20 protein-coding genes are annotated in these 20,048 nt (G+C 52.2%); 18 read left to right on the top strand and 2 right to left on the bottom strand.

The window, feature by feature from the left end; translation table 11 throughout:
- Positions 1-22 precede the first annotated feature (22 nt).
- The 7 genes from ACZYR9_RS24545 to ACZYR9_RS24515 all read left to right on the top strand — a co-directional run bounded on the left by ACZYR9_RS24545 (position 23) and on the right by ACZYR9_RS24515 (position 8,884).
- A complete protein-coding gene (locus ACZYR9_RS24545; RefSeq protein ID WP_488981043.1) occupies positions 23-628 on the top strand; it encodes a TetR/AcrR family transcriptional regulator in 606 nt (201 codons plus the stop codon).
- Between the two features lie 168 nt (positions 629-796).
- Positions 797-1,024 (top strand): DUF1450 domain-containing protein, encoded by a 228-nt coding sequence (locus tag ACZYR9_RS24540; protein ID WP_488981042.1) that lies wholly within the window; start codon positions 797-799, stop codon positions 1,022-1,024.
- Positions 1,025-1,140: 116 nt separating this feature from the next.
- Positions 1,141-1,644 (top strand): ferritin, encoded by a 504-nt coding sequence (locus tag ACZYR9_RS24535; RefSeq protein WP_488981041.1) that lies wholly within the window; start codon positions 1,141-1,143, stop codon positions 1,642-1,644.
- A gap of 445 nt (positions 1,645-2,089) precedes the next feature.
- Positions 2,090-3,124 carry a phenylalanine--tRNA ligase subunit alpha gene (gene pheS, locus ACZYR9_RS24530; RefSeq protein WP_488981040.1) on the top strand — a complete coding sequence of 345 codons (1,035 nt, stop codon included), beginning with the start codon at positions 2,090-2,092 and terminating at the stop codon, positions 3,122-3,124.
- A gap of 22 nt (positions 3,125-3,146) precedes the next feature.
- On the top strand, positions 3,147-5,597 hold the full coding sequence (gene pheT, locus ACZYR9_RS24525; protein ID WP_488981039.1) for a phenylalanine--tRNA ligase subunit beta: 2,451 nt from the start codon (positions 3,147-3,149) through the stop codon (positions 5,595-5,597).
- Positions 5,598-5,687: 90 nt separating this feature from the next.
- Positions 5,688-8,321, top strand: coding sequence for a hypothetical protein (locus tag ACZYR9_RS24520; protein WP_488981038.1), 2,634 nt, complete (start codon positions 5,688-5,690; stop codon positions 8,319-8,321).
- Positions 8,322-8,326: 5 nt separating this feature from the next.
- Positions 8,327-8,884, top strand: a complete 558-nt coding sequence (locus ACZYR9_RS24515) for a CvpA family protein (RefSeq protein WP_488981037.1) — start codon at positions 8,327-8,329, stop codon at positions 8,882-8,884.
- A 150-nt stretch (positions 8,885-9,034) separates the two neighbouring features.
- Here the strand turns inward: ACZYR9_RS24515 and ACZYR9_RS24510 are convergent, their stop codons facing one another.
- Both ACZYR9_RS24510 and ACZYR9_RS24505 read right to left on the bottom strand, forming a co-directional pair.
- Positions 9,035-9,454 (bottom strand): cytochrome C oxidase subunit II, encoded by a 420-nt coding sequence (locus ACZYR9_RS24510; RefSeq protein WP_488981036.1) that lies wholly within the window; start codon positions 9,452-9,454, stop codon positions 9,035-9,037.
- Positions 9,455-9,628: 174 nt separating this feature from the next.
- The gene (locus tag ACZYR9_RS24505) at positions 9,629-9,991 is read right to left on the bottom strand and encodes a phage holin family protein (protein WP_488981035.1); all 363 of its coding nucleotides are present in this window, start codon (positions 9,989-9,991) and stop codon (positions 9,629-9,631) included.
- Between the two features lie 197 nt (positions 9,992-10,188).
- Here ACZYR9_RS24505 and ACZYR9_RS24500 point away from each other — a divergent pair, with 197 nt between their 5' ends.
- The 11 genes from ACZYR9_RS24500 (at position 10,189) to ACZYR9_RS24450 (ending at position 19,938) form a co-directional block, all read left to right on the top strand.
- Positions 10,189-12,573 carry an endonuclease MutS2 gene (locus ACZYR9_RS24500; protein WP_488981034.1) on the top strand — a complete coding sequence of 795 codons (2,385 nt, stop codon included), beginning with the start codon at positions 10,189-10,191 and terminating at the stop codon, positions 12,571-12,573.
- A gap of 163 nt (positions 12,574-12,736) precedes the next feature.
- Positions 12,737-13,417 carry a PspA/IM30 family protein gene (locus tag ACZYR9_RS24495; RefSeq protein WP_488981033.1) on the top strand — a complete coding sequence of 227 codons (681 nt, stop codon included), beginning with the start codon at positions 12,737-12,739 and terminating at the stop codon, positions 13,415-13,417.
- A 102-nt stretch (positions 13,418-13,519) separates the two neighbouring features.
- Complete coding sequence (locus tag ACZYR9_RS24490) at positions 13,520-13,939, top strand: DUF350 domain-containing protein (RefSeq protein ID WP_488981054.1); 420 nt, start codon at positions 13,520-13,522, stop codon at positions 13,937-13,939.
- A complete protein-coding gene (locus tag ACZYR9_RS24485; RefSeq protein WP_488981032.1) occupies positions 13,939-14,064 on the top strand; it encodes a hypothetical protein in 126 nt (41 codons plus the stop codon). The genes ACZYR9_RS24490 and ACZYR9_RS24485 overlap by 1 nt, the downstream gene beginning before the upstream one ends.
- Positions 14,065-14,087: 23 nt before the next feature.
- The gene (locus ACZYR9_RS24480) at positions 14,088-14,585 is read left to right on the top strand and encodes a hypothetical protein (RefSeq protein WP_488981031.1); all 498 of its coding nucleotides are present in this window, start codon (positions 14,088-14,090) and stop codon (positions 14,583-14,585) included.
- A gap of 131 nt (positions 14,586-14,716) precedes the next feature.
- Positions 14,717-16,054: an MFS transporter gene (locus tag ACZYR9_RS24475; RefSeq protein WP_488981030.1), complete on the top strand. Its 1,338-nt coding sequence runs from the start codon at positions 14,717-14,719 to the stop codon at positions 16,052-16,054.
- Between the two features lie 108 nt (positions 16,055-16,162).
- On the top strand, positions 16,163-17,089 hold the full coding sequence (gene cysK, locus ACZYR9_RS24470; RefSeq protein WP_488981029.1) for a cysteine synthase A: 927 nt from the start codon (positions 16,163-16,165) through the stop codon (positions 17,087-17,089).
- A gap of 188 nt (positions 17,090-17,277) precedes the next feature.
- Entirely contained in the window at positions 17,278-17,568 is a 291-nt protein-coding gene (locus ACZYR9_RS24465; protein WP_488981028.1) for a GNAT family N-acetyltransferase, read from the top strand.
- 279 nt (positions 17,569-17,847) lie between these two features.
- The gene (locus ACZYR9_RS24460; protein WP_488981027.1) at positions 17,848-18,339 is read left to right on the top strand and encodes an Lrp/AsnC family transcriptional regulator; all 492 of its coding nucleotides are present in this window, start codon (positions 17,848-17,850) and stop codon (positions 18,337-18,339) included.
- Positions 18,340-18,353: 14 nt separating this feature from the next.
- Positions 18,354-19,559, top strand: a complete 1,206-nt coding sequence (locus tag ACZYR9_RS24455; RefSeq protein ID WP_488981026.1) for an aminotransferase class I/II-fold pyridoxal phosphate-dependent enzyme — start codon at positions 18,354-18,356, stop codon at positions 19,557-19,559.
- 130 nt (positions 19,560-19,689) lie between these two features.
- Complete coding sequence (locus tag ACZYR9_RS24450) at positions 19,690-19,938, top strand: aspartyl-phosphate phosphatase Spo0E family protein (RefSeq protein ID WP_488981025.1); 249 nt, start codon at positions 19,690-19,692, stop codon at positions 19,936-19,938.
- Positions 19,939-20,048 lie beyond the last annotated feature (110 nt).

Genomic DNA, 20,048 nt, shown 5'->3' with positions numbered 1-20,048 from the left:
TTCATTTGGAGTTGTTTGACATATGGGACAAAGAGGAAGGAAAGTAGGCGCGAATGGAGAACAAAGCCGGGCTTTACTGCTTGCCATCGCCGCCGAAGAGTTCGCTCAGCATGGGTACTATCAAACCAAAGTAAGCTCCATTGTGTCCAGGGCCGGTTTGACTCAACCGACCTTTTATCTTTATTTTCAAAGCAAGGAGGCTATTTTTCAGGAATTAGTGGGTTTGTTTGTTTCCAAACTATCCCAGCTCGCGAAGAATAGTCGTCTTCAGCCGGGAATGGATTTCATTGAAATTCCACAACGGATTGCCGCGGGACTTACGGCTATTTTAAGCTTCTTCGAGGAGGAGCCCCATTTAACCCGTATCGGCTTTTTTGTTGCGCCCGAATCGGAAGAAATTAAGAAACAGATCGCGGCTCAAATTACAGACAATCTGTTATCGGAGCAGCAGAACGGTTATTTTCACGCCGATACAGACATGAGTACGGTCGCTGAAAGTCTGGTCGGGACGATTGAGCGACTTACCCTTACCCGGCTATTGCCCGGTTTGAAGCATCCGGAAGGTCTCGCTGCCGAGATTGTACGTCTGTTTTTATACGGATTGATCGTAAAAAAAGATATTCCTTAGAGGAACCGGAACTTTACCGAATGGCTTCGATCAGAAGCCTTTTTTTATTGGTTACAAAGATAAAAAGCGGTTTAAGATATAATCATAAAGATATTGACATTGAAAATGATAACCATTATCATTTGAATACAAGGAACAATATGGTGACGGAAGGCGGACGGCATCTTCATGAAAAAGATCAGATACTGCTGCAAAAACTTTAAAAAAGGCACCAAAGAAGTGTATAAAAGCATCAAAGGCGACTATCCTAAAGTAAAGCAGAAAAAACGGGATTGTTTGGGCGAATGCAAGCTATGCTCCAAAGAATGCTTTGCCGTTGTGGGAAAATCCAAGAAGCTGGTTACTGCCCCGAATGCCGAAATGCTGTTTAAAAAGCTGAAAAATAAAATCAGCTGAACTTGCCGCCTGTATCGTAAATGACATATCGTGTTCACATTTCACAATCGCATTCCTTAACATGCAATGATATATTATAGGGAAAATATGACTAGAGATAAGGGTGTGATGATTCCATGAATGAAGCACTGAGCAAAGCGTTAAACGATCAAATGAATTTTGAGTTTTATTCGGCGCAGGTCTACTTGGCCATGGCGGCCTACTGCTCATCGGAGAGTCTCGACGGATTCGCTAATTTCTTCATCGTGCAGGCTGAGGAAGAAAGATTCCACGCGATGAAAATTTATAAATATTTGAACGACCGCGGCGGCCGTGTTAAGGTATCGGGTATGGATACGCCGAATAACACATATACATCCGTACTGGACGCTTACCAGCAGGCTTATGAGCATGAGAAAATCGTGACCAAAAGGTTCTATGAGCTCTCAGACCTTGCTATGAACGATCGTGAGCATGCCACCATTCATTTTTTGAAATGGTTTATCGACGAGCAGGTAGAGGAAGAGGCGCTGTTTGACAGCATTGTTCAAAAGCTGAAGCGTATTGATAAGGACAGCAATGCCTTCTTTATGCTCGATACCGAGTTTCTCGCGCGCACCTTCACTCCACCTGCGCAATAACGGATATAGGTGCAGGTACTTGCATCCGGCGCATGGTTTGCATATAATACTTGGTAAATCCATAATGTTAAATGCATTGACGGAGAAAAGTAAGCAGTGCTTCTTCACAGGGAGGAAACGCCGGAGATTGAGAGCGTGTCCGAGGAATCAGGCTGCCCAAGTTCGCTCCTGAGCAGTCCTTTGAAACCGTACAGGCGGCCGTAAGCCGCAGGTACCGGCAAGTAGATGGAACCGGTGTGAAGAAACCGCGGATGCGGTTGATGAACCGTTATGTTCAATGAAGTGAGAAGGCTTATTTCTTCGTGCATATGCAGTAAAGAATGGTTTTCTAACAAGGGTGGTACCGCGGCTTTTTCGTCCCTTATTCGGACGAAGAAGCCTTTTTTTGCGTTGAGCGAAACCGGCGGCAAAAAAACGAAACAGAGATTAAGGAGGCGGCATAGCGATGAAAGAACGATTGCTTGCACTAAAGGAAGAGGCGCTGAGCGAACTCGCTCGAGTGGAAAACCAGCAGCAGCTCAGTGACCTTCGCATCAAGTATTTGGGTAAAAAGGGTCCGCTCACCGAAATTTTGCGTGGCATGGGCGGTTTAAGCGCGGAAGAGCGTCCGGTAATCGGACAAGTGGCCAATGAAGTGCGCGGGGCGATCGAGGAAGTGATCGAAGCCAAACAGGCCGAATTCAACCAAGCGGAAACACAGGCGCGTCTGGCTGCTGAAACGATGGACGTGACGCTCCCGGGGAGACCTGTTGCGCGGGGGGCGATCCATCCGATCAGCAAGGTGATTCAGGAGATCGAGGATATTTTTATCGGTATGGGGTATACGGTGGCCGAAGGCCCTGAGGTAGAACAGGATTATTATAATTTCGAAGCGCTGAATTTGCCGAAAAACCACCCGGCGCGCGACATGCAGGATTCGTTCTATGTCACGGAAGAGATTCTGATGCGTACGCATACCTCCCCGGTACAAGTGCGTACCATGGAAAAAATGAAAGGCCATGTGCCGGTAAAAATCATTTGCCCGGGTCGGGTTTACCGTCGTGACGACGACGATGCGACGCATTCCCATATGTTCACGCAAATTGAAGGATTGGTCATCGACAAAGGTATTCGTATGAGTGACCTGAAGGGCACGCTGCTTCAATTTGTTCAAGAGCTGTTCGGGAAGCAAACGCAAATCCGGATGCGTCCGAGCTTCTTCCCGTTCACAGAGCCGAGTGCAGAGGTTGACGTCACCTGTGCGATGTGCGGCGGTCATGGCTGCCGAGTGTGTAAGCATACGGGATGGCTTGAAATCCTCGGCTCCGGCATGGTGCATCCGCGCGTGCTTGAGATGGCGGGCTACGATCCTGAGGAGTACAGCGGCTTCGCATTCGGTCTTGGCGTGGAAAGAATAGCGATGCTGAAATATGATATCGAAGATATTCGCCATTTCTATACGAATGATCTGCGGTTCTTGAAGCAGTTCGTGCATATTTGAGAGAGGAGCGTGACCAGGGGCTATGAAAGTATCGTATGATTGGTTATCCCAGTATGTGGATGCGAACGGAAATACAGCGGCCGGATTGGCTGAAAAGCTGACTCGCAGCGGAATTGAAGTCGATATTGTCGAAAATCGGAACAAAGGTGTAGAAAAGGTGGTCGTCGGCTTCGTAAAGTCGCGCGAGAAGCATCCGGATGCCGACAAGCTCAGCGTATGTACCGTCGATGCGGGCCAAGGGGAGGATCTGCAAATCGTATGCGGGGCGAAGAATGTGGCTGCCGGCCAGAAGGTGCCTGTGGCGCTTATTGGCGCAAAGCTGCCGGATGGATTGGCGATCAAACGCTCAAAGCTGCGCGGCGTGGAGTCGCAGGGGATGATTTGCTCGGCCAAGGAGCTGGGCTTAAACGACAAGCTGCTCCCTAAGGAAATTCAGGAAGGCATTCTTGTGCTGCCGGAGGACACGGAGGTAGGAGTCAGCATTCTCGACGTGCTTGCTCTTAACGACGAGGTGATGGATCTGGATCTGACGCCGAACCGTTCGGATTGCTTAAGCATGCTAGGCGCGGCCTATGAGATCGGAGCTATTCTCGGGCGGGAAGTCAAGCTGCCTGACGCCGAAGCCGGACTCCGTGAAAACTCCACAGGAGTAAAGGCGGAGGAAAAGATTTCGGTTGAAATCACCGCAAAAGAGCTGTGCTCCCATTATGCGGCGCGCTTGATCGAAGGCGTACGGATCGGAAAATCCCCTCTATGGCTGCAAAATCGGTTAATGGCTGCCGGTATTCGTCCGATTAATAATATCGTCGATATTACCAACTACGTCATGTTGGAGTACGGGCAGCCGCTGCATGCGTTCGATGCGGATAAGCTGGTTAACGGCCAGATTGACGTAAGGCTGGCCCGCGAAGGCGAGAAGCTTGTGACGCTTGACGATGTGGAGCGGACGCTTGAGCCTCATATGCTGCTGATCACAGACGGCACGAAGCCGGTCGCAATTGCAGGAGTGATGGGCGGAGCGAATTCCGAGGTCACCGAGGGTACGACCCGGATTTTGCTGGAATCGGCCAAATTCGACGGCGGTTCCGTCCGCAAAACGTCGCGTCAGCTGGGGCTCCGCTCCGAGGCATCTCTGCGGTTTGAGAAAGAAGTGAATCCCGAGGCGGTCATTCCGGCTTTGAATCGTGCGGCGGCTCTGATCGCGGAGCTGGCCGGCGGACAAGTGGCAGCGGGTGTGGTGGAGGCTAAGACCGTGGAGCATCGGCCGGTTCAGATCGATATCTCCATTGGTCGCATCAACAGTTATCTTGGCACTCGGCTGTCTGCTGAGGAAGTGACGTCCATTTTTGGACGCTTGAATTTTCCCGTGGAGCCTCTCGCTCAGGATGGCTTGCGGGTGCATGTGCCCAGCCGGCGCGGCGATATCACCAGAACGGTAGACCTCATTGAGGAAGTGGCGCGGCTTCACGGCTATGACAATATACCGACGACGTTGATGAACGTGGTTACGACGCCAGGCGCGCTTACAAGAGAGCAGGCGGTCCGCCGTACGGTCCGGACGCTGCTGACAAACAGCGGTCTTCATGAAGCTATCACGTACTCATTCACGCATCCGGAGCAGATTCACAGCTTCACTGGCGCTCACCGCGAAGCAAAGCCGGTAGCTCTGGCCATGCCCATGAGCGAGGAACGCAGCGTGCTTCGCACAAGCCTCGTACCTCATCTGCTGGACGTTGCTGTATATAACCGAAACCGGAACATCAACGATGTAGCGGTATTTGAGATCGGCCGTGTGTTCCTCACGGGTGAAGAAACGCTCAGCAAGCTGCCGGAGGAGAAGCTTAAGCTCGCAATACTGCTGACAGGCAAGCGCAGCGAAGTGCATTGGACCGGGAAGCCGGCGGACGTAGACTTCTATGATTTGAAGGGAATTTTTGAAGGACTTGTTCAGTATTTGGGTATGGAAGGGGTCAGGTACGTTGCGGCAAGTCCGGAAGGCTTCCATCCGGGACGCTGCGCGCAAATCGAAGTAGAACGCGGCGGAGTCCGCAAAATCATCGGGACGCTCGGGCAGCTGCATCCGGCACTGCAGCAGCAGAAGGACCTTTCCGACACCTATGTGGCGGAAGTGGAAATGGATGCTTTGTCCGAGCTTGCGGGTGAACGCTTCACCTATGACCCGCTGCCGCGCTTTCCGGCCATTACCCGCGATATGGCGCTGGTGGTGGACCGCAGCATAGCTGTAGGCGATTTGCTGGATAAAGCGAAGGAGACGGCGGGAGCTTTGCTCGAATCGATTCAAGTGTTCGATATTTACACCGGCGAACGGCTTGGAGCCGAGAAGAAAAGCGTCGCCATATCCCTTGTCTATCGGACGCCGGAACGCACGCTGACCGACGATGAAGTAAGCGAATTGCATGGCCGTGTAGTAGCTGAACTGGAGTCGGCTTTTGCCGCCGAACTGAGAAAGTAAGGGTTCATCTCTTTTCGACAAAAGCTTGAGAACCATAGCAGGAAAAGCGATTCTCCGTATCGAATGTTAGGATACGGAGAATTTTTTTGTGTGTTCTGGAAAGGGGAGCAGCGTTACGTGAGCGGTGAAGATAAAGTCCGGATGACCGTAGACATCTATGGCACCCAATACAAGCTGGTTTCAAGGTCAAGTCCTTCTTATATAAAGAGCGTTGTCGCGCTCGTCAATGATCAAATGCATCGTATTGCGGGAAGCAGTCCCCGGCTTGATTTGCCCAAAATCGCAGTGCTGGCGGCTGTGAACATGGCTGATGAATGGACACGCATGCAGCAGGAGCTGGAAAATACGCTGAGCAAGCTGCGCCAGCTTGAGAAAGCGCAGGAAGATTTGGTTGAACTCCGCGGAATTCATGCGCAGCAGCAGGAGGAGCTGTCCGCCGCAAACGAGCGGTTGGCTGTCTTAACTGCGGAGCGTGATGCACAGCAATCGGCGTTCGAGCAATCGGATCGGGAGGCGACAGCCCTTCGTACGGAGTTGAACCAGCTGCAGGAGCTGCGGCAGAAGCTGGAAACGGAACTGGCTGAGGGCCGGGAGCGGTTGAACGGTCAATTGGAGCTGACCGGAGAGCTGGAGCGGCAGCTGTCAGAAGCCGGCGGGCGAGCGCGGGAGCTTGAAGGGCGTGTACATTCGCAAGCGCAGGAAGCGGAACGGCGGGAGAAGCAGCTGAGGGAGCTGGAGCAGACGAAGCTGGAGCTCGAACGGCGCGTGGCAGAGCAGGGCAAGGAGAGAGAAAGCCTGCAGGGTCGTGTGACCTCACTGGAAGCGAAGCTCGTCAAGCAGACGGAGTTAGAAAAGCAGACGGGGCAGCGCCTCGCTGCACAGGAGGCTCGCAGCCGCGAGCTGGACCAGCGTCTGCAGGCCGTACAAGCCGAGCGGGGACAGCTGGCGGAGCAGCTGGAAGCAAGGGAACGGCAGTACTCAGAGCTCAGTGATCAGCTGGATTTGCTTCAAGAGCAGATTTCCGGGCGGGAGCAGGAGATTGAGCTTCAGGTGGCGCTTTACAATGAGCTGCAGCAGCAGGCGGCCGACGAGCGCGAGCAGGCGCAGCGGCGGGAAGCGGAGCTTGCTGAGCAGATGGAGCAAAAGCAGCGTCTGCAGATGCAGCTTGGAGAGCAAATGGAGAAGGGCCGGGAGCTGCAGCGGCTTGGCGAGGGGCTTCGTTCGGAGCTTGAGGCGCTGCGGCGCGAGCACCAGGAGAAGCAAGAAGAGCTCGGACTGCAGGAGGAGCTGTACCGCGAGCTGGAGGCCGAGCTTGAAGGACTGCGGGACCGAAGCCATGAACGAGAGGCGGAGCTCCAGCGGCAGCTGGCGGAACAAGAGAAGCGGCACGCCGAGGAGCTGGCGGCAGTGCTGGAGCGTGACCGCGAGAAAGCTGCGGCCCAGGAAGCAAGCATAGCGGAGCTGGAGCGGAAGCTGAGCGAGCGGGAAGCAGAGCTGCAGCTATACGCGGAGGAGCTGGCGGCGGCACAGGAGCGCGCCCGTGAGAAGGCTGCGGAGCAGGAAGCGGGCATCGCGGCGTTGGAGCGGAAGCTGAGCGAGCGGGAAGCGGAGCTGCAGCTGTACGCGGAGGAGCTGGCGGCGGCACAAGAGCGCGCCCGTGAGAAGGCTGCGGAGCAGGAAGCGGGTATCGCGGCGTTGGAGCGGAAGCTGAGCGAGCGGGAAGCGGAGCTGCAGCTGTACGCGGAGGAGCTGGCGGCGGCACAAGAGCGCGCCCGTGAGAAGGCTGCAGAGCAGGAAACGGGTATCGCAGCGTTGGAGCGGAAGCTGAGCGAGCGGGAAGCGGAGCTGCAGCTGTACGCGGAGGAGCTGGCGGCGGCACAAGAGCGCGCCCGTGAGAAGGCTGCGGAGCAGGAAGCGGGTATCGCAGCGTTGGAGCGGAAGCTGAGTGAACGTGAAACGGAACTGAAGCAGGCGGCCGACGGGGTGGAGGCGCGCCGGGCGGAGCTGGAGCGGCAGCTCGCGCAGCAGCAGGCATACAATCTGCAGCTGCAGGAGGGCAGCAGCCAATGGCAGCAGCGCAGTGAGGCGCAGGCGGCCTATGCCGACGAGCTTCGTGCCAAGCTGCATGAGCAGCAAGAAGAGCTGCAGCTGCAGCAGGAGCTGTATGATGAACTGCAGGGGCAGCATGATGTGCTTCAGCAGCGAATCGCTTCACAGGAAGCGCAAGCTCGGGAAACGGCGGAAAAGCATGATGGGGAACGATCGGAGCTGGAACGCAAACTTCGTGAGCGGGAGAGCGAGCTTGACGAGCTGCGCCGTGAACGCGAGGCGGCAGAAGAGCTTAGCAGGGCGCTGGTAGAGCAGTGTGCTGCGCTCGAAGGACGGCAGAGCTCCGCTCAGAACGAATTGGAAATGCTGGAGCGGCGGATTGCTGAACAGGAGTCGAGAATTGCCGAGCTGGAGGCACGGGCCGAGCTGGCTCAAACATTGGGCCGAGAACTTACGGAGCAGCGTGAGGAGCTGGAGCTGCAAATCGAGCTTTACAATGAGCTGCAGGAACAGTTGAATGTCCAAGAAAAGCAGCATAAAGCACTGCAGGCCGAATACGGACAGCAGCAGGAGAAGGCTGAGCAGGTGTACGGGGAACTGGAGACATTAAAATCGGAATACGAAAAGCTGCAAATTGAATATAATGAATGGATTGAACTTGTAGAGAAGGAATAAACCAAATGAACGGATTGGATTGGGGAGTGCTGGCGGTCTTGGCCGCCGGGATCGTGCTGGGTTACTCACGCGGGTTTGTGGCCCAGCTTCTGTCCATTGTCGGCTTGTTTATCGCGTACTTGATTGCATTTGCTTTTTACGATGATATAGCGCCATGGGTCCAAGGAGTGCTGGCATTTTCGGGAAAAGAAACTTACCAAAATTACGAATTCCTTACTCAAGAGCTGCATTTGGATACATACGTATACAATGCGATGGCTTTTGCTCTCCTGCTCTTTGGCGTCAAAATCGCGTTCAGCATAACCGGGCGTCTATTGAATTTATTGACCTCCGCCGCGCCGGGGATCAGGCAGGTCAACCAGTTAAGCGGTGCGACGCTGGGCGTTATTGAAGCTGCAATCATTGTCATTATCGCCGTTCATGTCATGACCGTGCTTCCCAACGATACGTCACAGCGGCTGTTGAAACAGTCCGTAACTGCTCCTTATATATTGGAGCGTACACCGGTCATCACGGATCAGCTGCAGGAGCTTTGGAAGCTTCGGACGGGCGGGGACAAGTAGCCGGACACACAGGCTGATCTTGGCAAGGCTCACCGTCTACATCACTCTTTTTCTGAATAAAGGAGCTTCCTGTTCGTATCTTCGGATCGGACACACGAAAAAATCCTCACCCGGCATTGCTGCGCGGATGAGGATTTTTTGGCTCTCGCTTTATGCTTCAACGATCAGCTTTGCTCTCATTGCCGCATGACCGGAGCCGCATGGAATGGAGCAAATGATATCGTAAGAACCTTCTTTATCGATGATGACGGTGGCCGTTTTATTTCTATGGTCCAAATTCACGTTGAGTCCGTTAATGGCAATCCCGTGAATCCCTTGCTTGTTTTCCAGCGTAAAGGTAACCTCTTGTCCTTTTTTCACTTTATACTCTTTTTGATCAAAAGCATAATTGGTGGCGATCAGATGGACTTGCTGGGAAGATGAAGAACCACCCGTACCTCCTGCCGATTGCTGAGCTGACGTACTTGTGCTGGCAGCAGGCTGCGACGCTTGCGGCTGTTCCTTTGCCCCGCAGGCGGACAATGCAAATATAAGACCAATGGCTGCCGTACCGATTATCCACTTTTTCATTATTAGTACTTCCCCCCGGTTAAAAAATCGTTTTTTATTTATGTATATATTACCAATAACCGGTTCATTTGGCTGTGTCGAGGTCGTGACAGGCATGTGAAAAGATCGTGACCGCATCCAAAGATAAAAGGACCGCCCTTTGTCTATTTTCAGACTTAGGAGCAGTCCTTTTGTTTACTTGGCGCCTTCGCGATCGAAGCGTTCAAACGGGGTTTTGACCGGAATGAACAGGTCGATGATTCCGATCACCAAGGCAGCCAGAATGGCCCCGATGATGCTTGTAGATACTCCGCTTACGATAAATTGCGCCAGCCAGATGATGAGCGCACTCGTAATGAAGCCCACAATGCCTCGTCCAAACGGAGTAATTTTTCTGCCGAATATTCCTTCGATGACCCAGGCCGCTATAGCGATCACCAGTGCCAGAAAGAAGGCGCTCCAGAAGCCTCCTACGGAAAATCCGGGAACAATCCAGCTTACCACCAGCAGCATGATGGCGGAAACGATAAATCTGACGAGATGGCCAAGCAAATGCATCTGCAGATTCCTCCTTTTGCAAAACGTTGTCGCGAGGCTTGCGCTTCGCGGGCTTGAAATTAGCTTTACCGCAGACAAACCGCTTTATAAGTGGCAATCCTTAGGGGGTATCCATAGCTTTAAGGCTCCGACTTGGATATAATAAAAACGAATGGTTTTTTTGGTTCTGAAGAAAGGCAGGTTTATGAGCGATTCCAATGAAAACAAACTTATCATACAATCAAAAAATATTGTCCACGCTCGATTTTCATTCCGTGCTTCAGCGTTGTGCGCAGCATGCGTCTACGTCTTTGGGACAGGAGCGCGTTCTCGCGCTTGAGCCGAGCGGGCTTTTTTCCGAGGTTAAGCGCAGGCTGCAGGCTACCGACGAAGCCGTAAATGTGGATCGTCTTAAGGGCGGGGCTCCATTTGGTGGTATACGCGATATCCGTGCCGGCATTCACCGCGCCCGTATCGGCGGTATGTTAAATCCCGCGGAGCTGCTGGATATCCAGCTAACAAGCCAGGGTGCAAGACGGCTGAAGAAGTTTCTGGAAGCACTGCATGAGGACTATGCAATTCCGATGCTGATCGAGCAGATGGAACCGATAGCCGATCATAAAGCGATGGAGGACCGGATTCGAGAGTGCATCGATGAAAATGCGCATGTCGTGGATACCGCGAGTCCCGAGCTTGCACGGATACGTCAAGAGCTGCGCAGCAGTGAATCGAAAGCCCGTGAGCGCCTCGAGCAGATGGTACGAACGCCGTCGATCCAGAAGATGCTTCAGGAAAATCTGGTTACGATGCGAAACGACCGCTATGTGATTCCGGTTAAACAGGAGTATCGCGGCCACTTCGGCGGGATGATTCACGATCAGTCCGCATCGGGGGCAACCTTGTTTATCGAGCCTGAAGCGGTGGTGCAGATGAACAATCGCGTGCGGGAGCTGAAGCTGAAGGAAGAAGCGGAAGTGGAGAAAATTTTGCGCATGCTTTCAGCCCTTGTCGCTGAAGCGGCTGATCCGCTTTTGGTCAATGTAGAGGTATTGACGGAGCTGGATTTCATCTTTGCCAAAGCCGGACTTGCCCGTGAGATGAAAGCGACGCGGCCGGTGTTAAACGATCGCGGCTTCATCAAGTTAAAGCGCGGCCGTCATCCGTTGATTTCACCGGACAGCGTCGTACCGATCGATGTGGAGCTGGGCAACCGCTATTCGGCTATCATCGTTACGGGTCCGAACACGGGGGGCAAGACCGTCTCGCTTAAGACAATCGGCCTTCTGTCGCTTATGGCCATGGCCGGATTGTTCGTGCCGGCCGAGGAAGGAAGCCAGCTTTGTGTCTTTGATGCGATTTTTGCGGATATCGGCGATGAGCAGAGCATCGAACAAAATTTGAGCACCTTCTCGAGCCACATGACCAATATCATTCGCATCTTGAAGGAAATGACGCCCAAAAGTCTGGTACTGCTCGATGAGCTTGGCGCCGGTACGGATCCGGCTGAAGGCTCGGCGCTGGCGATATCCATTCTGGACTATATTCACCGGATGGGCTGCCGTATCATAGCTACGACCCATTACAGCGAGCTGAAAGCATATGCCTTCGATCGTCAGGGAGTCATCAATGCGAGCATGGAATTCGACGTACAGACGTTGAGGCCGACCTACCGGCTTTTGGTAGGAGTACCGGGACGAAGCAATGCTTTTGCCATCGCCGAACGGCTCGGTTTAGCCAAGCAGATTATCGATCATGCCCGGGGGCAGGTTGGCGAGGAGGATCAGCGTGTCGAATCGATGATCGCTACGCTCGAAGAGAACCGGCTGCAGGCTGAGGCCGAACGGACGACGGCCGAACAGCTTCGCCGCGAGGTGGAAACGCTCAAAGACCAGCTGGCCGGCGAGCGGAGGCGCTTCGAGGAGCAGCGCGATAAGCTGTTTGAACGGGCCGAGCAGGAAGCGCAGGAGGCGTTGGCCAAAGCGCGCCGCGAGGCGGACGAAGTCATTTCTGAGCTGCGCAGATTGCAGCGGGAAGAGGGAAGCGGCGTTAAGGATCATAAGCTGAGCGAGCTCAAGCGCCGTCTGAACAATGCTGCGCCGGAGCTGAAGGCCAAGCAAGCGGCTAAGGCGCCGAAGAAAAAAACGGAGCAAATCGGTCCGGGTGATGAGGTCATTGTAACAAGCCTGGGTCAAAGAGGCCATGTAGTGGACATCGTGAATGCTCAGGAAGCCAATGTACAGCTTGGTATTCTCAAAATGAAGGTAAAGCAATCCGACTTGCAGCTTGTGAAGCAGGCTTCCGCACAGCCTAAAGCTCCTCCGAAGGCGACTTCCAGCTTGAAGCGGACCCGGGATGAAAACGCAAAGATGGAGCTTGATTTGCGGGGAGCCAATGTGGAGGAAGCGATCATCGAGGTAGACCGGTTTCTGGACGAATCCTATTTGGCTAATTTTGGGCAGGTGTATATCATTCACGGTAAAGGGACCGGTGTACTGCGATCGGGCATTCAGGAGTTTTTGCGCAAGCACAAGCATGTAAAAAGCTACCGGATGGGCGCCTATAATGAAGGCGGCGCCGGGGTGACGGTGGCGGAGCTGAAGTAACGTCTTTGCAGGCCGGCTCTCCGGCTGAAATTATTTTGAATTTTTTCATCACTTTTGAAACTCCGGGAAAATATTGTCGTATATAAGAGTGTAAACATCGATGTTCCACAAGCTCTGCAGGCTGCAAATATAAATTCTTATACGTATTCAGGAGGGCTCCGATATGGGGGTTTTTAAGAGACTGCGTGATTTGACGATGGCTTCGATTAACGATTTGCTCGACAAGGCGGAAGACCCGGTCAAAATGCTCAATCAATTTCTGCGCGATATGGAAGAGGACATTCGAGAGGCGGAAATCGCCGTTGCGAAGCAGATTGCCATTGAGAAGAAATTTAAACAGCAGGTCGAAGAAGCGCTTGAGATGGTTCAAAAGCGGGAAGAGCAGGCGCTTAAGGCCTTGGAGGCCGGTAATGAGGATCTGGCCCGCCGTGCGCTTCAGGATAAGAAAGAGCATCAGCAGCGCCATGATGAAATGAAGGGGCAGTTCGAAACGGCCAAAGCCAATGCCGATCGTCTGCGCGGCCAGCTTGCCGAGATGAAGGATGAATTCGGCAAGATGAAAAACAAGAAGGATATTCTTGTTGCCCGGGCGGAAGCGGCCAAAGCGCAGAAGCAGATTAACCAGGCGATGTCGGGATTCGGAAAGGATAACGCCTCCAAGGGATTTGACCGGATGAACGAAAAGGTGCTTCAGCTTGAAGCGGAGGCCGAAGCCAGCGGTGAGCTGAACTCCAAAGGAAAGAGTCTGGATGATGAATTCGCCGCTCTTGGCAAAAACGACGGCGTAGACGATGAATTGGCTGCGCTGAAGGCGAAGCTGGCAGCGAGAAAGCAAGCGGAATAAACAGCTTTATAAGCCGTTGCGGAGACTGAAAGGCTCTACTTTCAGTCTCTTCGATTGTTGTCTTCGTGCTCCAAAGGCGAAAGGCGGGGAGAATCGACCATGATGAATGAAGAGGTGGACCGTATGATGGGCAATCCGTACGTGGAAACGCTGGCGATTTTTTCTGTCGCTGTGCTGGCATTAATCGTTTTTCTGGCTGTGTTCGAGCTTGTAACGAAATACAAGGATTGGGACGAAATCAAGAAGGGCAATCTTTCCGTAGCGATGGCCACGGGGGGTAAAATTTTCGGGATTTGCAATTTATTTCGTTTTGCCATACTTAACAATGACACGATTTGGCATTCGCTGATCTGGGCGGGGTACGGATTTTTGCTGCTGCTGGTCGCTTACTTTATTTTTGAATTTTTAACACCTTATTTTAAAATTGACGAACAAATTCAGCAGGATAACCGGGCGGTCGGCTTCCTATCCATGGTGATTTCCATATCGCTTTCTTACGTCGTGGGTGCCAGTGTTACCTAATGGAATCCGGATCGTTGTTCGAATTGAAGGAGGAACGTCCTGTGAAATATTTATGGGGCACCTTGTTGGCGCTTGCGCTTGTGTTTTTGGGCGCGGGCGTTTACTATTTTATTAATAATGCGTGATGTCCACAAGGGAGGAAAAGGGTTTGCCGCAATCGTATGACACTCTATGTCCTTGGTGCCAAACCGAGATTGTCTGGGATCCGGAGATCGGTCCTGAAGAAACGTGTCCTCATTGCTTCAATGAGCTGGGAAATTACCGCAGCATGAATATCACCGTCAAGCCGTCGGATCAGCAAATCACATTCGACGAGGAAGAAGAGGACGACTACGATTTGTCTGAGGAAGACATGGAGCTGATGGATGAGTACGAAGAAGGTGTGCAGCAGGTCCTGGACAATCAGGAGGAGGTTCCTGAATGTGCGGTATGCCACAGCTTGATGCTGTTTGCCGGTACGCAAAAAGAACCTCAAGGGTTCGTGCCGTTTGTCCATGGGAGCTTGAAGCAGCCGCTGCTTCAAGCGACATTTTCATCACAGGTTTACGTTTGTCCTTCTTGCTTCAGGGTGGAGTTTTCCCTGGCTGAAGGGGATCGGCTTGCTATGATTGAGGTGCTCCGTTCCAGCGGAGGTTCATCGTCATAATGATGCGGGAAGAGGCGTCAGTGCCTCTTCCCGTTTTTGCTTTCACCGGGGTTTCCATATGCCGGGCCCGCTCATGTTTTTTGTCTTTTTGGGAAGCTTAACTAAGACATTACATGGGATTAGGTGAATCAATGCATACCGGAACGAAACATTTTCCAAACCATTGGACTCATAAAAGCGGCAAAAATGAGGCGCATCACAAGCGGCGTCAGGATCACGGGGAAGGCCAGGGAGGCCGGAGCCGTCAGAAACCGGAGAAACCAAAGAGCGCTTCATTAACGGGACAATCTCGGCTGCTTCTGACTGTAAACGGATTGTTTGCCGCCGCCAACGCATTATCCGGGGTCTTCGTCAATGTGTACCTTTGGAAGGCAAGGCATGATTTTTCGGTCATTGGCTGGTTTACATTGGTACATTATTTGACGATGGCTTTGACGTTTTGGCTGGCCGGCAAATGGGTGAAAGAGCACAATAAAATGAATTGTTTGCGATCGGGAGTTGCCGTTGCCGCGCTGTTTTATTTGCTTGTGCTGTGGTTTGGCGGGCGGGCGGCGAATTATTTTGTACTTCTTGGCGCAGTTCAGGGTCTGTCGTCCGGATTGTTCTGGTTGGCTTTTAATGTCGTTTATTTCGAGGTGACGGATCCGGAAAGCCGCGACCGCTTTAACGGTGCGGCAGGACTGCTCGGGTCGGGAGCCGGAATGATTGCCCCTTGGATTTCAGGGTTTTTGATTGTCCGGATGCAGGAGGCTAACGGGTACCGACTTATTTTTACTTTATCGCTGATCGTATTTTGCATCGGTGTGGTTGTCAGCTTTTTTCTGAAAAAAAGAAAAACATCCGGCAGGTACGAATGGTTCCTGACTTGGCGCTGTTTACGGCAAAAGGATACGGCCTGGCGTATGGTCGGCCTGGCGTTGATGGCACAAGGCGTCCGCGAAGGCGTATTCGGCTTTATGATCGCCCTGCTCGTTTTTGTGCATACCGGCAGTGAGATGAAGCTGGGCAATTACTCGCTTCTGAGCTCCGCCGCGGCGTTGATCAGCTTTATGATTGCGGGCAGATGGCTGCGTCCGGAATACCGGTCGAAAGCTATACTTATAGGGGCGATCATGATGGTACTGATTATTTTCCCCTTTTTCTGGAAGGTCAATTATGCTACGCTCCTGATGTTTGGCATTGGAGCCGCCGTGTTCTACCCGCTGTACGCTATTCCAATGACTTCGATTGTCTTCGATCTGATCGGAGGCAATGAGGAAAGCGTGAAGCGGCGCGAGGAATATATCGTGATGAGGGAGCTTGCGCTTAATGCCGGAAGGCTTCTGGGAACGGCCGTATTCATCATCGTGGTCTCGTTTACCCGGTCCCCGGCGGCTATGAATTGGCTGCTGCTCGCCGTTGGCAGCTCGCCGATTGCGGCCTCGTACTGGATGTGTAAAGTGCAGAGGCTAAAGCTTGCGCGTACGTAAGCAGAGGGGATAAGCTTGACAAAACATTCCTTCCCGCTAAAATAAGGGGAAACAGAGGACTGCTAGTACGGAAACGGAACGTTTCTGTACGAATGGGAGGGCTGCAGCATGAGCAAAAGCAAAAAGATGGTAGACAGCATCACAGATCTGATCGGGGATACGCCGGCCGTACGGGTTAACCGACTGGTAGGCGAGGACGATGCGGAGCTTTACGTAAAGCTTGAGTATTTCAATCCGAGCGGAAGTGTTAAGGATCGTGCGGCGTTTAATTTGATCGCTCAAGCGGAGAAGGATGGGCTAATTCGTCCTGGCGCTACGATCATCGAGCCGACAAGCGGCAATACGGGAATCGGGCTGGCGATGAACGCGGCGGCCAAAGGATACAAAGCGATTTTGATTATGCCGGACAATATGACGAAGGAACGGATCAATCTGCTGAAGGCTTATGGGGCGGAAGTCGTGCTTACTCCGGCTGCGGAACGCATGCCCGGGGCCATTAAGAAGGCACTTGAGCTGCAGACGCAAATCCCGAACAGCTTTATCCCGCAGCAGTTTGAGAATAAAGCGAACCCGGACATCCATAGAGTAACGACGGCTTTGGAGATCATAGAGCAGATGGAAGGGCGTCTGGACGCCTTCGTTGCCACATCGGGCACGGGAGGAACGATTACCGGTACCGGAGAAGTACTCCGTGAAAAGCTTCCGGGGATCCGTATCTATGTCGTTGAGCCTAAAGGCTCTCCGGTGCTCTCGGGCGGACAGCCCGGACCCCATAAGCTGGTTGGAACCAGCCCGGGGTTCGTGCCTTCGATTCTGAACACGGACGTTTACGATGAGATCGTACAGGTAGCCGATGAAGACGCACTGCAGACAACCCGTGACTTGGCCAGGCTTGAAGGCATTCTGGTTGGCCCGTCCGCAGGAGCGGCGGTATGGACCGGTCTTCAAGCGGCACGCAAGCTCGGCCGCGGCAAACGGGTGCTGTGCATCGCGCCGGATACGGGAGAACGGTATTTAAGCATGGATATCTTTTGAATTTCAATGCAATAAGCTAAGGAACGGCAGGATTGTCCCGTATGGACAAGCTTTGCCGTTTTTTGGCATGAGGAAAATTTGCTGAAACAAGTTGAATAAATATACATTATTATGTATAATAATAAATGAGGGGACGGAAAACCGTACCTTCTGATTATTGAACATCTTACTGGAGAGGGGAACCTTTCATGAAAATCGCTCTGCATAATGAGCTTCCGGCCGAGGCTCAGGTTCAGCAGTTGATCCATTCCGTTTCCGCATATTCAGGCCAAAGCGGAACTTCTTCATACGAATCGTACTCTCATAGTGATCGTGTCATAGCCGCTTATGATCAAGGTCAGCTTGTCGGCTTGGGCCGTCTTGTGGATTCCGATGAGCAAAGCATCGAAATTACTGTGCTTCCCGGGTATCAAGGCCGGGAAATTGAAGGATACATGCGCAAGCTTCTTACCGCTCACAGCTTTTCTCATTGTTCATAAGCCGGCAGAAGAATATGATCAGCCTCCATTTGTCATGGGGGTTTTTTGCCGTTCTTGTTCATTGGCTTACTTGGCGTGTCAAGCCTTCGTATTTTTACTTTGCCAATGTCGGGCGATAGGTGTAATATGTAGTAATAATAAAAGCTTCTGCTCAAAGCGGTTGAAAAATAGTGATCGTGATGAAGCGGAATCTTTTATTGGTACAGAGTGGTTATCGCCCGTTATGTATGGGAACGAACACCATTTTTGTAACTTTAACGCTTTGTAGGAGGCGCATCCATGGAACAATTCAAAATGAAAATCATTGAGCTGCTCAAAGAAGATGCACGCCGCACGCCGGCCTTGATCGCAACGATGCTCGGGGCTTCCGAGGCGGAAGTGGCGGAGGCGATTCATGAGCTGGAGGAAGCGAATGTGATCGTGAAATACGCCACGGTCGTGAACTGGGCAAAAGTGGACAGCGAGAAGGTCACCGCCCTCATTGAAGTGCAAATTACACCGGAGCGCGGCCGCGGCTTTGATGCCATTGCCGAACGCATTTATTTATATCCTGAAGTAAAGTCGGTCTTTTTGATGTCGGGCGCTTATGATTTGCTCGTGGAGATTGAAGGCAAAACGCTTAAAGAAGTGGCGTCCTTCGTTTCCAACAAGCTTTCCCCGATTGATCGGGTATTGTCGACAAAGACGCATTTTATTTTGAAAAAGTACAAGCAGGACGGGATTACCTTCGAGGACCATGAAGATGACCGCCGTCTCTTGATCTCACCGTAAAGGACGCTGAGAAGATGATAGAGCATAAACAAGCCCGGCAGCAACCGGTGCAGACGAAGTCGATGAGCGGCTACCTGGCTCCGCTTGTGCGGGAAATTCCGCCATCGGGGATCCGTAAATTCTTTGATCTTGTGAGCGGCAGCAAGGATATTATATCTCTTGGAGTAGGGGAACCCGATTTTAGCACACCGTGGCATGTCCGAGAGGCGTGCGTTTATTCGCTTGAACGCGGGAATACCAAGTACACGCCTAACTCCGGCGTGCCTGAGCTGCGGGAAGCCATTGCCGAATACTTATATGAATCGTTCCATGTGCCATACGAGCCTTCGGATGAGGTGCTTGTTACGGTAGGGGGAAGCGAAGCGATTGATTTGGCGCTGCGCGCGCTGGTAACACCGGGAGACGAGATTCTTATTCCGGAGCCTTGTTATATATCTTACAGTCCGATTACCCGGATTGGCGGCGGAATTCCCGTCGGTATCGAGACCTTTGCCAAAGACGGCTTCAAGCTGACCGCGGAATCGCTTAAGGCGGCGATTACGCCGCGTTCCAAAGTATTGATTTTGTGCTATCCTAGCAATCCGACCGGGGGCATCATGACCTACGAGGATTGGCTGCCTATAGCCAAGGTTGTAGAAGAGCATGATCTGATCGTCATCTCCGACGAAATTTATGCTGAATTAACGTATGACCAAAAACATGTCAGTTTTGCTTCGCTGCCTGGCATGCGTGACCGGACGATTCTGGTGAGCGGTTTTTCCAAGGCGTTTGCGATGACCGGATGGCGGATGGGATATGCCTGCGGACACCGGGAACTTATATCGGCCATGCTCAAAATTCACCAATATACGGTCATGTGTGCTCCTTCCATGGGGCAGGTCGCAGCGCTGGAGGCGCTCAAGCACGGCATGGAGGAAAAAGACCGTATGGTAGAATCCTATAACCAGCGCCGCCGTTTGGTCGTACAGGGCTTTAGGGAAATCGGACTGCAGTGCCATGAGCCTCAGGGCGCGTTTTATGCCTTCCCTTCCATTCAAGCAACAGGACTTAGCTCGGAGCAATTTGCCGAACGCCTGATTCTTGAGGCGAAGGTCGCAGCCGTACCCGGCAATGTGTTTGGAATGGGCGGAGAAGGATTTGTCCGTTGTTCTTACGCTACTTCGGTGAATCAATTGATTGAAGCAATAGACCGAATTGGAAATTTCATCAAAAAACTGTAGCTTTCGACAAAATTAGCCATTTTCATTTTCTCTAAAAATTGGTATATTAGACATATTAAAGATTCATATTTTATAGAATATGAATCTTTTTCTTTATGAGTCTAAAGATATGAAACGGGAGGGATGAAGAATGGCTTTTCCGGAATATCAGCTTCGGCAATACATGAAGATCGGTTGGATTCGCGAACAGGATCAGAAGGCCGAGTGGATTTTTGGAACAAGAAAACGAGCTTCGTCTGCCTTATCTTTAGAAGATCATATTTACCTCTTAAGAAGTGAGCTGGAAAACCTTGTGCAAAGCGGTAAGGATCTGACATCTCCCGAGGTCGTGAATATTAGTATGCAGCTTGATCTTAAAATTAATGCTTCTTCGCTATAGTTCGTTGCTGAGGTCTGCTTAATAGGTTGATTGTCAATACTGCTGAGTAAGAACATTACTAGGGCGGGATGAACAATGTGGACCTCCGCAAGCAGTAAGGATAATCTGAT

This window comes from Paenibacillus sp. F024 (genome assembly GCF_057814255.1).
The sequence above is the reverse complement of the archived record's forward strand: the minus strand, read 5'-3'. Positions and strand labels throughout refer to the sequence as shown.

What these genes read in the sequence shown, in the direction of transcription:
- cysK (WP_488981029.1), top strand. Translation starts at nt 16,163, where the DNA reads ATGAGCAAAAGCAAAAAGATGGTAGACAGCATCACAGATCTGATCGGG.
- ACZYR9_RS24455 (WP_488981026.1), top strand. Translation starts at nt 18,354, where the DNA reads ATGATAGAGCATAAACAAGCCCGGCAGCAACCGGTGCAGACGAAGTCG.
- ACZYR9_RS24485 (WP_488981032.1), top strand. Translation starts at nt 13,939, where the DNA reads ATGGAATCCGGATCGTTGTTCGAATTGAAGGAGGAACGTCCTGTGAAA.
- ACZYR9_RS24490 (WP_488981054.1), top strand. Translation starts at nt 13,520, where the DNA reads ATGAATGAAGAGGTGGACCGTATGATGGGCAATCCGTACGTGGAAACG.
- ACZYR9_RS24510 (WP_488981036.1), bottom strand. Translation starts at nt 9,454, where the DNA reads ATGAAAAAGTGGATAATCGGTACGGCAGCCATTGGTCTTATATTTGCA.
- pheS (WP_488981040.1), top strand. Translation starts at nt 2,090, where the DNA reads ATGAAAGAACGATTGCTTGCACTAAAGGAAGAGGCGCTGAGCGAACTC.
- ACZYR9_RS24500 (WP_488981034.1), top strand. Translation starts at nt 10,189, where the DNA reads ATGAAAACAAACTTATCATACAATCAAAAAATATTGTCCACGCTCGAT.
- ACZYR9_RS24540 (WP_488981042.1), top strand. Translation starts at nt 797, where the DNA reads ATGAAAAAGATCAGATACTGCTGCAAAAACTTTAAAAAAGGCACCAAA.
- ACZYR9_RS24535 (WP_488981041.1), top strand. Translation starts at nt 1,141, where the DNA reads ATGAATGAAGCACTGAGCAAAGCGTTAAACGATCAAATGAATTTTGAG.
- ACZYR9_RS24465 (WP_488981028.1), top strand. Translation starts at nt 17,278, where the DNA reads ATGAAAATCGCTCTGCATAATGAGCTTCCGGCCGAGGCTCAGGTTCAG.
- ACZYR9_RS24475 (WP_488981030.1), top strand. Translation starts at nt 14,717, where the DNA reads ATGCATACCGGAACGAAACATTTTCCAAACCATTGGACTCATAAAAGC.
- ACZYR9_RS24515 (WP_488981037.1), top strand. Translation starts at nt 8,327, where the DNA reads ATGAACGGATTGGATTGGGGAGTGCTGGCGGTCTTGGCCGCCGGGATC.
- ACZYR9_RS24545 (WP_488981043.1), top strand. Translation starts at nt 23, where the DNA reads ATGGGACAAAGAGGAAGGAAAGTAGGCGCGAATGGAGAACAAAGCCGG.
- pheT (WP_488981039.1), top strand. Translation starts at nt 3,147, where the DNA reads ATGAAAGTATCGTATGATTGGTTATCCCAGTATGTGGATGCGAACGGA.
- ACZYR9_RS24495 (WP_488981033.1), top strand. Translation starts at nt 12,737, where the DNA reads ATGGGGGTTTTTAAGAGACTGCGTGATTTGACGATGGCTTCGATTAAC.
- ACZYR9_RS24450 (WP_488981025.1), top strand. Translation starts at nt 19,690, where the DNA reads ATGGCTTTTCCGGAATATCAGCTTCGGCAATACATGAAGATCGGTTGG.
- ACZYR9_RS24460 (WP_488981027.1), top strand. Translation starts at nt 17,848, where the DNA reads ATGGAACAATTCAAAATGAAAATCATTGAGCTGCTCAAAGAAGATGCA.
- ACZYR9_RS24505 (WP_488981035.1), bottom strand. Translation starts at nt 9,991, where the DNA reads ATGCATTTGCTTGGCCATCTCGTCAGATTTATCGTTTCCGCCATCATG.